The sequence below is a fragment of the Vibrio sp. dhg genome (assembly GCF_003443775.1).
GTDB lineage: Bacteria > Pseudomonadota > Gammaproteobacteria > Enterobacterales > Vibrionaceae > Vibrio > Vibrio natriegens.
Genome location: NZ_CP028943.1, coordinates 1,105,807 through 1,119,383, shown reverse-complemented (window position 1 = coordinate 1,119,383; position 13,577 = coordinate 1,105,807). Strand labels below are relative to the sequence as shown.

Below are 13,577 nucleotides of genomic sequence, written 5' to 3'. Positions count from 1 at the left end.
CGTATATCTTTGTTCCAATTAACACTTATTAACTTAATACACAGGCCAATAAAAGAAAAAGGAGCCAGAAGCTCCTTTTAGAAATAATCAAAGACAGTGGTTACAGTTTAGCGCCTGCAATTTTTGCTGAGGCACTATTTGGGTACTCATCGACCACTTGCTGATAAAACTTCTTCGCCTGCTCAGCATTGTTGTTACGCTCAGCGATATCGCCAAGTTTCACCAATGCATCTGCTCGCTTGTTAGAATCTTTGTAAGAAACCACTGCAATAAAGCTTTTCGCGGCGTCTTTATCCTGCTTTTTAGCGTAATACAATTGGCCTAACCAATAATGTGAGTTCGCTGTGTAAGTGGAGTCAGGATAATCCTTCTGGAATTGCTGGAATGCAGCAATTGCGCCAGCGTAATCGCGCTTTTTAAGGATAAGATCCACAGCGTCTTGGTAAGCCGTTTGCTCATCCGCATTCGGAGTGTATTGACCACCCGGTTCTGCTGACTCCGTCTCTTGAACGACGGGCGCTGACTTCATCTCACCACGCATGCGATCAAGCTCAACGAACAGCTCTCTCTGCCTCTGAAGCATTTGCTTCATTTCATGGTTGTTTCGTTCCAACTGACCTCTTAGATCACTGATCTCTCGTGACATTTGGTCAATTTGCTCTTGCATTTGGAACTGAAGACGGCTGCGACTTTGCAGTAGGCGTTCTAATCGCTCGACATCCGTCTCGGATGAACGACTTTTAGAAACTGAAGATGTGCTGTTGAGATCAGATACTGGAGCTGGTGCAGCGAACGCAAAGCTCGCTGCACTTGCCAGTAACGTAAGCGCAACAGCGCGCTTAGTGTTACTGAACAACATGAGGATTCCCTCGAATTAGTATACTAAAACCGCGCGACGGTTCTTAGCGTAAACGTCATCAGACTGGCCAAGAAGAAGTGGCTTCTCTTCACCGTAGCTAACGATTGAAATTTGGTCTGCCTGAACACCCAGTGCTTGTAGGTAGTTTGCAACTGCTTGAGCACGACGCTCACCTAGCGCGATGTTGTACTCTGGAGTACCACGCTCATCAGCGTGACCTTCGATAGTTACGCGTAGTGATGGGTTTTTGCTTAGGTACGCCGCGTGAGCCGCTAGCATCTCTTCGTAATCACCAGCAATTGTTGAGTTATCAAATGCAAAGTAGATAGTTTGAGTTTCGCGTAGCGCTTGCTCTTTAAGCTCTTGCTCAGTCAGTTGACCAGCTTGATCGATCGGTGATACGACTGTTGTTTCAACAGCGCCGCTTTGGTTAGTTGCGTCACCTGTACTTGAAGCAGCGTCGTCACTTGAACTACACGCAGTCATAGCCATAACTGGAAGCGCGATAAGTAGCCCTTTTAGAACCTTGTTAAGTTGCATCTTATTTTCCTTTATTAATCTATCTTATTATTACAAAAACGGTGACCACGCAGGCGCTCTTACGCGTCCATTTGTCGCAGGTAATCTCGCTTTAAATCGACCATCAATGGAAACCATCGAAAGTACGTTTTTCTTATTGTACATGGAGCTATATACAACCATGCCACCGTTTGGAGCAATACTTGGTGACTCATCAAGTAAGGTCTTGGTAAGAACTTGAAGAGCACCCGTTTCTAAATCTTGTTTTGCCAAGTTAAAGCCTGAATCACTGCGATTCACCATCACCAGGAATCTGCCGTCAGGTGTGATTTGACCACTCAGGTTCTGACTACCTTGCCAAGTTAAACGATTAGTATCACCGCTGCCCAAATCTACTTGATAAATTTGAGGTTTTCCACCCCTATCCGATGTGAAAACCAACGATTTTCCATCTGGGTGCCAGAACGGTTCTGTATTATTTGATCTGCCACGCGTAATTTGTGTGAGCTGGCGAGATCTCAGGTCGAATGTGTAGACCTGCAATGACCCCGTCTTCGACAGAACAAGTGCAAGTTTGCTTCCATCTGGCGAAAACTTAGGTGCACCGTTGTGACGAGGATAAGAAGTAATCTTTTCTCGTTCGCCAGTGTAGATATTCATGATGTAAATTTCAGACTGACCGTTTTGGAAGCTTACATACGCTAGCTTCTGGCCATCTGGAGACCAAGACGGTGACATCAACGGCTGTTTAGAGCGAAGTACCAAACGTTCGTTGAAACCATCGTAGTCAGAAACACGCAGTTGGTAAGGAAAACGCTCAGTGTCACTCACCACTACATAGGCAATTCGGGTCATGAATGCGCCGCGGTCACCCGTCAGCTGCTCATAAACCAAATCGGAAATGCGGTGCGCGTATTCACGCATGCGAGACGCTTCTACAGTCGCAACTTTGTTAAACAACACATGGTCTTTCGATAGTACGAGTTCACCATCACCGCCTAATGCTTTACCCTGACCGCCAGTTAGCTGACCACGAACGATATCAACAAGCTGGTAGTTAACCACATAATTACCCTGCTCATTTTGCGTGATAGAGCCTGTCAGTAAGGCATCAACACCCAGGTTAGTCCATGAATCAAAATTAACCTCAGATTCATTAAAAGGCGTCTGTGGCATTTTGTTTGTCGGCACCGGGCTGAATTTTCCGCTGCGTTGTAAATCAGAGGCTATTACCGCAGAAATATCTGTTGGCAGCGCCGCAGCACCTTCCCATTTAAATGGAACTACAGCTATTGGTCGTGCTGAATCAATACCGTCGGTAATAACCAACTCTAGTGCAGCATTCGCTACATTCGTCATACTGCTTAGCAGTACAAACATTCCTAGTAAAAGGCGTTTAATCACGTCTCTGTTCCTTTTAGTCCAAAGCAACCGTTAAGTTGATGTCTTTCAGTTTTTCATTGACCGCAGCTTCTGACGATTTAGGGAACGTCCCAACTTGTGCAATCGCTCTTTTAGCTGCCGCACAAACTCGCGTATCGCCACCCAGTACGGTAACACCAGCAACCATCATATCCGACCCGGTAGGAATCAGTTTGATGTTGACCCTACACTCCTTTCCCAGCAAATAGTCATCCTTAATCAACTTTTGCTGAATACTCTGAGTGTATATCGACGACATACGAGAAAGCTCGTCGTTGATAAATTGGTTACGAGCCGCACTGTTTTGGCTTGCTTCATCTTCTAAGCCAGCAAAAATGTCATCCAATGCTGCTTCTTGTTGTTTACGTTCACGCTCGGCTTTCTCAGCAGCTTCACGAGCTTTACGTTCGCGCTCTGCCGCCTCTTTAGCGGCTTTTTCCTTAGCGATACGATCTTGCTCGGCTTTTTGCGCGGCTTCACGTTCACGTTTGGCTTTTTCTTCAGCTTCTTTCGCTGCTTTCTCGCGCGCCACACGTTCTTGTTCCGCTTTTGCAATCGCCGCTTCTTTCGCTAAACGTTCCTGCTCCGCTTTACGTACCGCCTCTTCTTTGACTTTACGTTCTTGTTCAAGCTTAGCAGCTCGCTCTTGCTCTTTGCGAACACGTTCCTCTTCGGCTTTGCGTTCCTGCTCTTTTTTCTTGCGCTCGGCTTCCGCTTCACGAGCAGCTTGAGCATCTTTAGCCTGTTGCTCTTTCAGCTTGCGAATTTGTTCTTCTTCAGCTTTGCGATTTTTTTCCAGCTGCTCGGCTTCCCGTCTTAATTTATCCAGACGTTCTTGCTCCTTCTTAGCGGCTTTTTCGCGTTGCTGACGAATCTCTTTCGCTTGTTGCTGAACAAGCTTTGGATCGATAACAACGGCCTGAACCATCTGTCCTGTTGGTTCAGGTTTTGACATTGTTAGATCAGTACCCCAAAGCAATGCAACTACCAACAGGGCGTGCAAACCCACCGATATCATTATCGGCTTGGAGTACTCTTTCGTCTGGTTCTTTTTTTCTTTCATGAATAGTTGACGTTTATTCCCTGATATCGGTCAGGAGCCCTACTTTAGGGATACCGGCACGACTCAATTCATCAAGTAGAAGGACTACATCTGCATACGGGGTTGCTGCATCGCCACCTACCGCAACAGGTGAATCAGGTTTAAGCGCTCGCTCAGCTTTCACACGTACAATCACATCTTGCAGTGATAAGCCACGTTGAACTTCTTCATCGTTGACACTCAGACCTAAGTTACCATCGCGATCAATTTCGATAATGATGAAACTGCTATCAGTATCTCCGGCTAGCTCCTGCGCGGGTGTTGCGTTTGAAGTTTTCGGTAATTCAACATCAACACCTTGCGTCACAAATGGAGCGGTTGCCATGAAAATGATCAACAGTACCAGCATCACGTCGATATAAGGAACAACGTTGATCTCTGCCGTCATTTTGCGCTTTTTAGGTTGGTAACCCGCCATGCTTTATTCCTTATCCGCGCTGTCTCGGCCAGCCATCGCCTGACGATGAAGGATGCTGTGGAATTCTTCTGAGAAAGTCGCGTAAGTGTGCTCAAGCTTACTTACTTTGTTGCTTAGTCGGTTGTAAGCCATTACCGCTGGGATAGCAGCAAACAGACCCATTGCCGTCGCGATCAACGCTTCTGCGATACCTGGTGCTACCATCGAAAGGGTTGCTTGTTTTACTTCACCCAGTGCGATAAACGCATGCATGATGCCCCAAACGGTACCAAACAGACCAATGTACGGGCTGATTGAACCTACCGTAGCAAGGAAAGGTAAGCTGGTTTCTAGCTCATCAACTTCACGAGCAACGGCAACGCGCATGGCACGTCCTGTCCCTTCCATAATGTAAGCTGGAGAGTTCGCGTTACTCTTACGTAGACGTGCAAATTCTGTAAAACCGGCGTAGAAGATCTCTTCTGTGCCGATGATTTCATCTTTACGAGCTTTTACTTTTTGGTAAAGCTGAGAAAGATCGGTACCTGACCAGAACTTGTCTTCAAATGATTCTGCATCTTTTGATGCGTGTGAAAGCACTTTGCTGCGCTTAATGATCATCGCCCATGACGCAATCGACATACCAAGTAGTGTCAGCATCACAAGTTTTACCAACAGACTTGCCTGAAGAAAGAGATCTAAAATGGAAATATCAGCAGTCACTATTTGTTAGCTCCGAATTAATAAATGCTGGAATAGCTATTGGTTTCATTTTCTTATTATCGACACATGCTACCTTAACAAAGGTACTGCACAATATCCGCCCTTGATCATTGACCAACTCTTGACAGAATTGTAAAGACGCACGTTTTATTTCTGACACTCGGGTCAAGACTGTCAAATGTTCGTCCAGCTTTGCCCCTTGTTTGAAATCGATATCCATGTGTCGGACAACGAAACCGATGTTTTGTTCCAGTAACACTTGTTGAGAGATACCTTTTGCACGCAACATTTCAGTACGGGCACGCTCAAAGAATTTCAGGTAATTTGAATGATAAACAACGCCACCCGCGTCTGTGTCTTCATAGTACACGGTGATCGGCCAGCGGAATGAATTAGATGTGCCTTGCAAGAGAGTACCAATAGAGTCAATTCTTTAAAGTAGTTACTATAACTTAAGCAATATGAATTGGTACCAAGTGAGCGGAATATTTTTGATTTTTGTAGAAAAAATAAAAGCCAGGCAAAGAGCCTGGCTTTTAATCGATGATGAAATAACCGACTTTATTTCAGCTTATTTCAAGCTACATGAAATAGCGTACAGTTAAGTACAATAAGATAGTCAGTGAAAAGTATGGGCTGAATAACACTTGCCAATACCAACTTCTCGGCTTGAAGCCTACCCCAAACACCATGCTTGAACATACTGCCCAAATCAGTGCTGGAGCGATGACGGCGTTAAACCCGCCAATCGCCTGGCTGTAAGCTTCTGGCTCCCACATGACCAATCCAACATGCATAAAGCCGAGGATGAGAGATAAGACCCTCAGCAGAGTCTTATCTGTTGGTTCATGCAACTTCGCTACCTTATCAGCGAGATCACTCACTGTCTTTGTCCATCATTTCTGAGTGCTCTAACCAAAGAGCGTTGATGATACCGAATGCACAAGCAAGTAGTACACCTAGAATCCATGCGAAATACCACATAGTGATTGCTCCTTAGTAAAGTGAGTTTTTGTTGTCTTCAATGTACTTATCATCCAAGCGGCCGAACATCTTGTAGTAAGTCCAAGACGTGTAACCCAGAATGATTGGTACCATAACAAACGCAACACCTGTCATTAGGTTAAGCGTCAGCTCAGATGAAGTTGCATCCCACATCGTCAAGCTATGGCTAGGCACTAGATCTGACGGCATGATGAATGGGAACATCGCAAAACCAGCAGTAAAGATAATACCCGCAACACCAAGGCTTGAAGTGATGAACGAAGTCGCACACTTTTCAAGGCGAGAAGCCAGAACAGTAAGTAGTGGCATCGCAACACCTAGTACTGGTGCAGCCCATAGCAGTGGGTGGGTTTCAAAGTTCTTCATCCACGCACCTGCTTCACGAATCACCTCTTTGTTCAGAGGGTTAGACGCTGCATTGGTATCAATACCACCAACAATTACGTAGCCTTCAATGTTCTGAACCCAGAAACCAGCAACAACAAACGTTACCACAGTTAGCAGACCAGTAAGCTGAGCGACGTTACGCGCACGAGTATGCACTTCGCCAGTAGTCTTCATCTGTAGCCAGCTCGAACCTTGCATCAGAATCATGAACAAGCTTACTAATCCACACAGTAACGCGAATGGGTTTAGCAGGCCAAAGAATGAACCGTGATACGTTGGCATCAGGAAGTCACTCAATTGGAATGGAACACCTTGTAGAAGGTTACCAAAAGCTACACCGAAGATAATTGGCGGTACAAAGCCACTGATTGAGATACAAATGTCCCAGTTTCTGCGCCATTTTGGATCTTCAATTTTCGAACGGTAGTCCAGACCAAGAGGACGTAGCCATAGCGCTGCAAGCGTCAAGATCATCGCCAGGTAGAAACCAGAGAATGACGTTGCGTACACTAGAGGCCAAGCCGCAAACAATGCACCACCCGCAGTGATAAGCCAAACTTGGTTACCATCCCAGTGTGGCGCGATTGAGTTAATCATGACACGACGTTGTGTGTCGCTTTTACCGATAACAGGTACAAGCGCGCCTACACCCATATCGAATCCATCTGTTACTGCAAAACCAACTAGTAGAACACCGATCAGTACCCACCAGATGAATCGCAAGATTTCGTAATCAAACATCTTGTTGTCTCCTTGTCTTACGCTTCTACTTGGCGACTAACTTTGTCTTCAACAGAGTCAGCGTTTTGCTCGAAGTGGTAACGTCCAGTTTTCAGACTACTTGGACCTTTACGAGCGAATTTCACCATTAAGTAAACTTCTGCAATCAAGAATGCAGTGTAAAGCGCCAGAATAGCGAATAGTGAAGTTAAGATTTCACCCGCTGTCAGTGCTGAGGCAGCGACGTGTACTGGGAGAATCTCACCAACCGCCCATGGTTGACGACCAAACTCCGCAACAAACCAACCGGCTTCGATAGCAATCCATGGAAGTGGAATACTGAATAGCGCAGCTTTAAGCAGCCATTTCTTCTGTGTAATCTTCTGACGACACGTTTGGATGAACGCCAAGCCGAATACGAATAGCATGATGAAGCCACACGCAACCATGATACGGAATGACCAGAATAGCGGCCACACTGTTGGGATAGAGTCATCCGCTGCTGCTTGAATCTGCTCTTCTGTCGCATCAACAACATTTTCTGTGTAGCGTTTTAGAAGTAGACCGTAACCTAGGTCACCTTTCACTTCATCGAACGCAGCCATGTTCTCTTCAGACTTATCACCCGCACGAAGCTTCTCTAGCAGCTCGTACGCGTACATACCCGTACGGATACGCTCTAAGTGTTGATCATGCAGGTCACGTAAGCCCGTTACTTCCTTATCGATAGAACGAGTTGCAATAATACCCATTACGTAAGGGATCTTAATTGCGTAGTCAGTGTGCATGTCTTCTTGGTTAGGAATACCAAACAGCGTGAATGCAGCTGGTGCAGGTTCTGTGTGCCATTCAGCTTCTACTGCAGCAAGCTTCACTTTCTGAACTTCACCAAGCTCATAGCCTGATTCGTCACCAAGAACGATAGTAGAAAGAATCGCTGCCATACCGAATGAAGCTGCGATAGCAAATGAACGACGAGCGAACGCCACGTCACGACCTTTTAATAGGTAGTATGAACTGATGCCTAGAACAAACATTGCGCCACAGGTGTAACCAGAAGCTACCGTGTGAACGAATTTAACCTGAGCAACTGGGTTAAACACAACTTCTGCAAAGCTCACCATTTCCATTCGCATGGTTTCGAAGTTGAATTCCGCGCCAACTGGGTTTTGCATCCAGCCGTTCGCAATAAGGATCCACAGTGCTGAGAAGTTAGAACCTAAAGCCACCAGCCAAGTTACCGCTAAGTGTTGACGTTTAGACAGTCGATCCCACCCGAAGAAGAATAAGCCTACAAACGTTGACTCCAGGAAGAACGCAACCAGTGCTTCGATGGCGAGTGGTGCACCAAAGATGTCACCTACGTAGTGCGAGTAATACGACCAGTTAGTACCAAACTGGAACTCCATGGTAAGGCCGGTAGCCACACCAAGTGCAAAGTTAATACCGAACAGCTTGCCCCAGAACTTGGTCATGTCCTTATAGATTTGCTTATTCGTCATTACGTACAACGACTCCATAATGGCCAGTAGGAAGGCCATACCAAGGGTCAATGGTACGAATAGGAAGTGATACATCGCTGTTAGTGCAAACTGCAACCGCGATAGATCAACTACGTCAATCATGGTAACTCCTATGTGTCGGCTGAATGACACTCTCTACATATTGCAATCCATAATCAAGTGTTATTCACACATGAAATATGTTGAATTGTCACAACTTTTTGTTGCGAAAATGTACTTCGTTGGTTAGTTAATTGTTAAGCATCAGCTAATATAGCTGTGGCTAATATTACTTGTAAAAACACATTGTTTCAAAAGATTTATAGCCAGAATGCGCTTTGATACACATCAATATTTATGCACAGAACGTGGACAAAAATCCATCACCTTGACGCAAATCAAACAACACCTGACGCAAATGTTAAGGCTGGGTAATCAGGGGAGTAAATAACGGGCTACAGGCAAACATTAGCGCAACAACTAGAACTTTTCTGTTAACTAAAAAGGAATTAAAGAAATTCAATAAATGAGATATAGATCACCAAAAGCAAAAAGGCTGAGCAATTTGCCCAGCCTTTTTACTTTCTATTTTTCGATTCCAAAGTGGAGATAAGCCCTATCAGTGGCAATTCTACCCCGTGGTGTTCGTTGTAAATAACCTTGTTGAATCAGATAAGGTTCCAGCACGTCTTCTATGGTGTCTTTTTCTTCACCGATAGCCGCTGCCATGTTATCGAGGCCAACCGGACCACCGCCAAACTTCTCCATAATCGCGAGGAGAAGTTTACGGTCCATATAGTCGAAGCCCTGAGCATCAACATCAAGCATGTTAAGTGCTTTATCAGCGACATCAGCACAGATGTGACCATTGCCTTTCACTTCTGCATAATCACGCACACGACGTAATAAACGGTTTGCAATACGAGGTGTGCCTCGAGCACGACGTGCGACCTCTAAAGCCCCTTCCGGGTCCATAGAGAGACCTAAACAATCCGCACTACGCTGAACAATGTCCTGCAGGTCTTTAATCTTATAAAACTCAAGACGCTGAGTGATACCAAAACGGTCGCGTAATGGTGACGTCAGTGAACCAGCACGTGTCGTCGCGCCGATTAAGGTAAATGGCGGCAAATCGATTTTAATTGAGCGAGCTGCCGGACCTTCACCAATCATAATATCTAGCTGGTAGTCTTCCATCGCGGGATAAAGTACCTCTTCAACCATTGGGCTCAAGCGGTGGATTTCATCGATAAAGAGAACATCGTTTTCTTCTAAGTTGGTGAGCAGCGCGGCTAAGTCCCCTGCTTTTTCCAGCACAGGGCCTGAAGTGGTACGAATGTTCACTTCCATTTCGTTAGCAACGATATTGGCGAGTGTGGTTTTACCCAAGCCAGGAGGACCAAAAATCAGCAGGTGATCTAACGCTTCATTACGCAGCTGTGCCGCTTTAATAAAGATCTCCATCTGGCCTCGAACGTGATCCTGACCTTGGTAGTCTTCTAACTTTTTCGGACGGATTGCACGGTCAATGACGTCTTCTTCCCTAAACGCCGGGTTTTCTGGAGCGATTAAACGATCAGCTTCAATCATCTTGTTACCTTGAAAAAATGGTTACCTGAGAGAATGGATTACCTTAAGCAACTTATTGCCATTGGCAAACTTTTACCTTCGGACTAGCGTTACACCATTGATTTTAGCGCTTCACGGATCAACTGTTCGCTGTTCATATCCGGCTTCGCAATTTGAGACACGACTTTCGAGGCTTGGGTTGGTTTGTAACCCAGAGCAAGTAGCGCACTCACCGCCTCTTCTTCTGCGTTGTTAGATGCAGCCGTTGCGGAATCTGCCGGTGCGGCATCGGTAAATGGGGTAAAGAGATCACCAGCACCCCACCCTTTCAGACGGTCTTTCATTTCAACCACAAGGCGCTCAGCGGTTTTCTTACCAACGCCCGGCAGCTTAACGAGTGTTGAAACATCCTCTCGTTCAACGCATGTAACAAACTGACTTGCTGTCATACCAGACAAAATGCCCAAGCCCAATTTAGGGCCCACGCCGTTTGCTTTAATCACTTCACGGAACAACGCACGCTCTTTTACGGTATTGAAACCGTAAAGCAGCTGAGCATCTTCGCGAACAACAAAATGAGTATAAATGATGGCTTCTTCGCCGATGTTTGGCAGCTCGTAGAAACAGCTCATTGGCATCTGAACTTCATAACCAATGCCGTTAACTTCAATTAAAACTTCAGGAGGTTGCTTTTCTAGCAAGGTGCCGCGAAGACGTCCAATCACGATAAATACTCTTTGGAAATGAATTTGCGACAGGATAATAAAGAACTGGATAGACATCCAGTTAATTTTACCGGTAGCGCCCTTTTCGTGCGCTGGTCGCCTTTCCTGCCAAAGCCACTAGCGTTTTGTTGGTATTGGCATGACAGATTGCCACTCCCAAGGCATCGGCCGCATCGGCTTGCGGTTTTGCTGGCAGCTTCAACATATGTTGGACCATGTGCTGGACCTGAGTTTTATCTGCACCGCCGGTCCCCACAACGGCCTGTTTAATCAGGCGTGCGGCGTATTCATAAACAGGTAAATCCGCATTTACAGCCGCGACGATTGCACTGCCTCGAGCCTGTCCCAGTTTTAGCGCAGAATCGGCGTTTTTCGCCATAAAAACTTGTTCGATAGCGAAGACATCTGGCTGAAACTGAGTAATGATTTCCGTAACACCGGCATAAATTTGTTTGAGTCGACCCGGGAGCTCTTTTTCAGACATGCGGATACAGCCGCTGCCAAGATATTGCAAATGGCGGCCTTGCTGGCGGATGACACCGTAACCGGTAATACGTGAGCCTGGGTCAATGCCCAAAATAATTGACATTAAGTTTCCTAATCAACAACTCATTAGATTTATTAGAATATATTTCATTAAAACAAAAACTCCCGCAATTGCGGGAGTTTTTCTTCAATTGTTGTGCGCTTATTCTGCGTCTTTTTCTTTTGCTACTGTTACCGCAACTGCCAGCTCTTCTAGCGCTGCAGGGTTTGCAATGCTTGGTGCGTCTGTCAGTAGACACGCTGCTGCTGTTGTTTTAGGGAACGCGATAACATCACGGATGTTCTCAGTACCACATAGCAGCATAACCAGACGGTCCAGACCGAATGCAAGACCTGCGTGTGGAGGCGTACCGAACTTCAGTGCGTCTAGAAGGAAGCCGAATTTTAGTCGTTGCTCGTCTGCATCGATACCTAGGATATCGAACACTGCAGCCTGCATTTCTGCGTTGTGGATACGTACAGAACCGCCGCCCACTTCGTAGCCGTTTAGAACCATGTCGTATGCGTTTGAGTTCGCTGCCGCTGGGTTCGCTTTTAGCTCTTCCGCATTAACACCAAGAGGTGCCGTGAACGGGTGATGCATTGCGTGTAGGTTGCCTTCGTCATCTTCTTCGAACATTGGGAAGTCAACAACCCATAGAGGTGCCCATGCAGACTCGTCCGTTAGTTCTAGATCTTTACCTAGTTTCAGACGTAGTGCACCTAGTGCTTCTGCAACGATGCCTGCTTTGTCAGCACCAAATAGGATGATATCGCCAGATTCTGCTTGAGTGCGGTCTAGAATACCGTTGATCACGTCTTCGTTTAGGAACTTAGCAACTGGAGACTGGATACCTTCCACCCCTGCAGCGCGGTCGTTAACCTTCATCCACGCCAGACCTTTCGCGCCGTAGATACCAACAAACTCAGCGTAACCGTCAATTTGCTTACGAGTCAGAGATGCGCCACCTGGTACACGGATTACCGCAACACGACCTTTCTCGTCGTTTGCCGGACCAGAGAACACTTTGAAGTCTACGTCTTTTACAAGATCAGCAACGTCTACTAGCTCTAGTGGGTTACGTAGGTCTGGCTTGTCAGAGCCGAAACGACGAATTGCTTCCGCAAACGGCATTACTGGGAACTGACCCAGGTCTACGTTTAGTAGCTCTTGCCACATATCGCGAACCATGTTTTCAGTCACTTCACGTACTTGATCAGCCGTCATGAATGACGTTTCGATATCGATCTGAGTGAATTCTGGCTGACGGTCAGCACGCAAGTCTTCGTCACGGAAACACTTAACGATTTGGTAGTAACGGTCAAAACCAGACATCATTAGCAGCTGTTTAAATAGCTGTGGAGACTGAGGAAGCGCGTAGAAGCTGCCTTTATGAACACGGCTTGGTACCAGGTAGTCACGAGCACCTTCTGGCGTCGCTTTAGTTAGTACTGGTGTTTCGATATCCAGGAAGCCGTTGTCGTCTAGGAAACGACGAACAAAGCTAGAAGCTTTAGCACGTAGCTTGATGCGGTCACTCATTTCTGGACGACGTAGGTCCAGGTAACGGTACTTTAGACGCTGCTCTTCAGAGTTCTTTTGGTTGAAGTCTAGAGGTAGAACGTCAGAACGGTTGATTATTTCAAGACCTTTCGCAAGGATCTCAACTTCACCGGTTGCCATGTCTTTGTTTACTTGGCTTTCTGGACGAACACGAACTTCACCCGTTAGTTTGATACAGAATTCATTACGAAGTGTGTTAGCCACTTCATACGCATCCGCCATATCTGGATCTACAACTACCTGAACGATGCCTTCACGATCTCGCATATCGATAAAAATAAGACCGCCTAAATCACGGCGACGGTTAACCCAGCCGCAAAGTTCTACAGTTTGTCCTGCAAGGGACTTGTTCAGGTGACCACAGTAATGGGTACGCATAATGAAATTCCCAATCTCTCAAAAGTTGTTGACTACGCTCTGTCGGCTTCATTGCCAAGCAGAGTAAAGATTCAGTTATACGCTGAAAGTCTATGAAAATCGACTACTCAGCGTACAATTAAGTGTGTTTTATCATTCATTGGTGCTTTTTAGTACTACAACTGTTCAAAACCGCACCAG

The 13,577-nt window shown here is 46.1% G+C and carries 15 protein-coding genes; all 15 read right to left on the bottom strand.

The window, feature by feature from the left end:
• Positions 1–100: 100 nt before the first annotated feature.
• Complete coding sequence (ybgF, locus tag DBX26_RS05230) at positions 101–856, bottom strand: tol-pal system protein YbgF (protein WP_014231365.1); 756 nt, start codon at positions 854–856, stop codon at positions 101–103.
• Positions 857–874: 18 nt separating this feature from the next.
• Positions 875–1,399, bottom strand: coding sequence for a peptidoglycan-associated lipoprotein Pal (pal, locus tag DBX26_RS05225; RefSeq protein WP_014231364.1), 525 nt, complete (start codon positions 1,397–1,399; stop codon positions 875–877).
• A gap of 30 nt (positions 1,400–1,429) precedes the next feature.
• On the bottom strand, positions 1,430–2,782 hold the full coding sequence (gene tolB / locus DBX26_RS05220) for a Tol-Pal system beta propeller repeat protein TolB (RefSeq protein WP_118118102.1): 1,353 nt from the start codon (positions 2,780–2,782) through the stop codon (positions 1,430–1,432).
• A 13-nt stretch (positions 2,783–2,795) separates the two neighbouring features.
• Positions 2,796–3,863, bottom strand: coding sequence for a cell envelope integrity protein TolA (tolA, locus tag DBX26_RS05215; RefSeq protein WP_118118100.1), 1,068 nt, complete (start codon positions 3,861–3,863; stop codon positions 2,796–2,798).
• Between the two features lie 13 nt (positions 3,864–3,876).
• Positions 3,877–4,320 carry an ExbD/TolR family protein gene (locus DBX26_RS05210; protein ID WP_118118098.1) on the bottom strand — a complete coding sequence of 148 codons (444 nt, stop codon included), beginning with the start codon at positions 4,318–4,320 and terminating at the stop codon, positions 3,877–3,879.
• Between the two features lie 3 nt (positions 4,321–4,323).
• Positions 4,324–5,022, bottom strand: a complete 699-nt coding sequence (gene tolQ, locus DBX26_RS05205; protein ID WP_014231360.1) for a protein TolQ — start codon at positions 5,020–5,022, stop codon at positions 4,324–4,326.
• Complete coding sequence (gene ybgC, locus DBX26_RS05200; RefSeq protein WP_014231359.1) at positions 5,012–5,431, bottom strand: tol-pal system-associated acyl-CoA thioesterase; 420 nt, start codon at positions 5,429–5,431, stop codon at positions 5,012–5,014. Before ybgC ends, tolQ begins: the two co-directional genes overlap by 11 nt.
• A 172-nt stretch (positions 5,432–5,603) precedes the next feature.
• Complete coding sequence (gene ybgE / locus DBX26_RS05195) at positions 5,604–5,906, bottom strand: cyd operon protein YbgE (protein WP_014231358.1); 303 nt, start codon at positions 5,904–5,906, stop codon at positions 5,604–5,606.
• On the bottom strand, positions 5,899–6,006 hold the full coding sequence (gene cydX, locus DBX26_RS05190) for a cytochrome bd-I oxidase subunit CydX (RefSeq protein ID WP_000270284.1): 108 nt from the start codon (positions 6,004–6,006) through the stop codon (positions 5,899–5,901). The genes ybgE and cydX overlap by 8 nt, the downstream gene beginning before the upstream one ends.
• A 12-nt stretch (positions 6,007–6,018) precedes the next feature.
• Complete coding sequence (gene cydB / locus DBX26_RS05185; protein ID WP_020332892.1) at positions 6,019–7,155, bottom strand: cytochrome d ubiquinol oxidase subunit II; 1,137 nt, start codon at positions 7,153–7,155, stop codon at positions 6,019–6,021.
• 17 nt (positions 7,156–7,172) lie between these two features.
• Positions 7,173–8,759 carry a cytochrome ubiquinol oxidase subunit I gene (cydA, locus tag DBX26_RS05180; protein WP_014231356.1) on the bottom strand — a complete coding sequence of 529 codons (1,587 nt, stop codon included), beginning with the start codon at positions 8,757–8,759 and terminating at the stop codon, positions 7,173–7,175.
• 462 nt (positions 8,760–9,221) lie between these two features.
• Positions 9,222–10,226 (bottom strand): Holliday junction branch migration DNA helicase RuvB, encoded by a 1,005-nt coding sequence (gene ruvB / locus DBX26_RS05175; RefSeq protein ID WP_065296613.1) that lies wholly within the window; start codon positions 10,224–10,226, stop codon positions 9,222–9,224.
• An 89-nt stretch (positions 10,227–10,315) separates the two neighbouring features.
• Entirely contained in the window at positions 10,316–10,930 is a 615-nt protein-coding gene (gene ruvA / locus DBX26_RS05170) for a Holliday junction branch migration protein RuvA (protein ID WP_065296612.1), read from the bottom strand.
• Positions 10,931–10,997: 67 nt separating this feature from the next.
• A complete protein-coding gene (gene ruvC, locus DBX26_RS05165; RefSeq protein ID WP_014231353.1) occupies positions 10,998–11,519 on the bottom strand; it encodes a crossover junction endodeoxyribonuclease RuvC in 522 nt (173 codons plus the stop codon).
• Between the two features lie 99 nt (positions 11,520–11,618).
• Complete coding sequence (gene aspS, locus DBX26_RS05160) at positions 11,619–13,397, bottom strand: aspartate--tRNA ligase (RefSeq protein WP_014231352.1); 1,779 nt, start codon at positions 13,395–13,397, stop codon at positions 11,619–11,621.
• Positions 13,398–13,577 lie beyond the last annotated feature (180 nt).

Bases quoted from the DNA above. Each gene is read 5' to 3' on its own strand.
- aspS (WP_014231352.1), bottom strand. From the start codon at position 13,397: ATGCGTACCCATTACTGTGGTCACCTGAACAAGTCCCTTGCAGGACAA.
- DBX26_RS05210 (WP_118118098.1), bottom strand. From the start codon at position 4,320: ATGGCGGGTTACCAACCTAAAAAGCGCAAAATGACGGCAGAGATCAAC.
- cydB (WP_020332892.1), bottom strand. From the start codon at position 7,155: ATGTTTGATTACGAAATCTTGCGATTCATCTGGTGGGTACTGATCGGT.
- ruvC (WP_014231353.1), bottom strand. From the start codon at position 11,519: ATGTCAATTATTTTGGGCATTGACCCAGGCTCACGTATTACCGGTTAC.
- ruvB (WP_065296613.1), bottom strand. From the start codon at position 10,226: ATGATTGAAGCTGATCGTTTAATCGCTCCAGAAAACCCGGCGTTTAGG.
- cydX (WP_000270284.1), bottom strand. From the start codon at position 6,006: ATGTGGTATTTCGCATGGATTCTAGGTGTACTACTTGCTTGTGCATTC.
- cydA (WP_014231356.1), bottom strand. From the start codon at position 8,759: ATGATTGACGTAGTTGATCTATCGCGGTTGCAGTTTGCACTAACAGCG.
- pal (WP_014231364.1), bottom strand. From the start codon at position 1,399: ATGCAACTTAACAAGGTTCTAAAAGGGCTACTTATCGCGCTTCCAGTT.
- tolA (WP_118118100.1), bottom strand. From the start codon at position 3,863: ATGAAAGAAAAAAAGAACCAGACGAAAGAGTACTCCAAGCCGATAATG.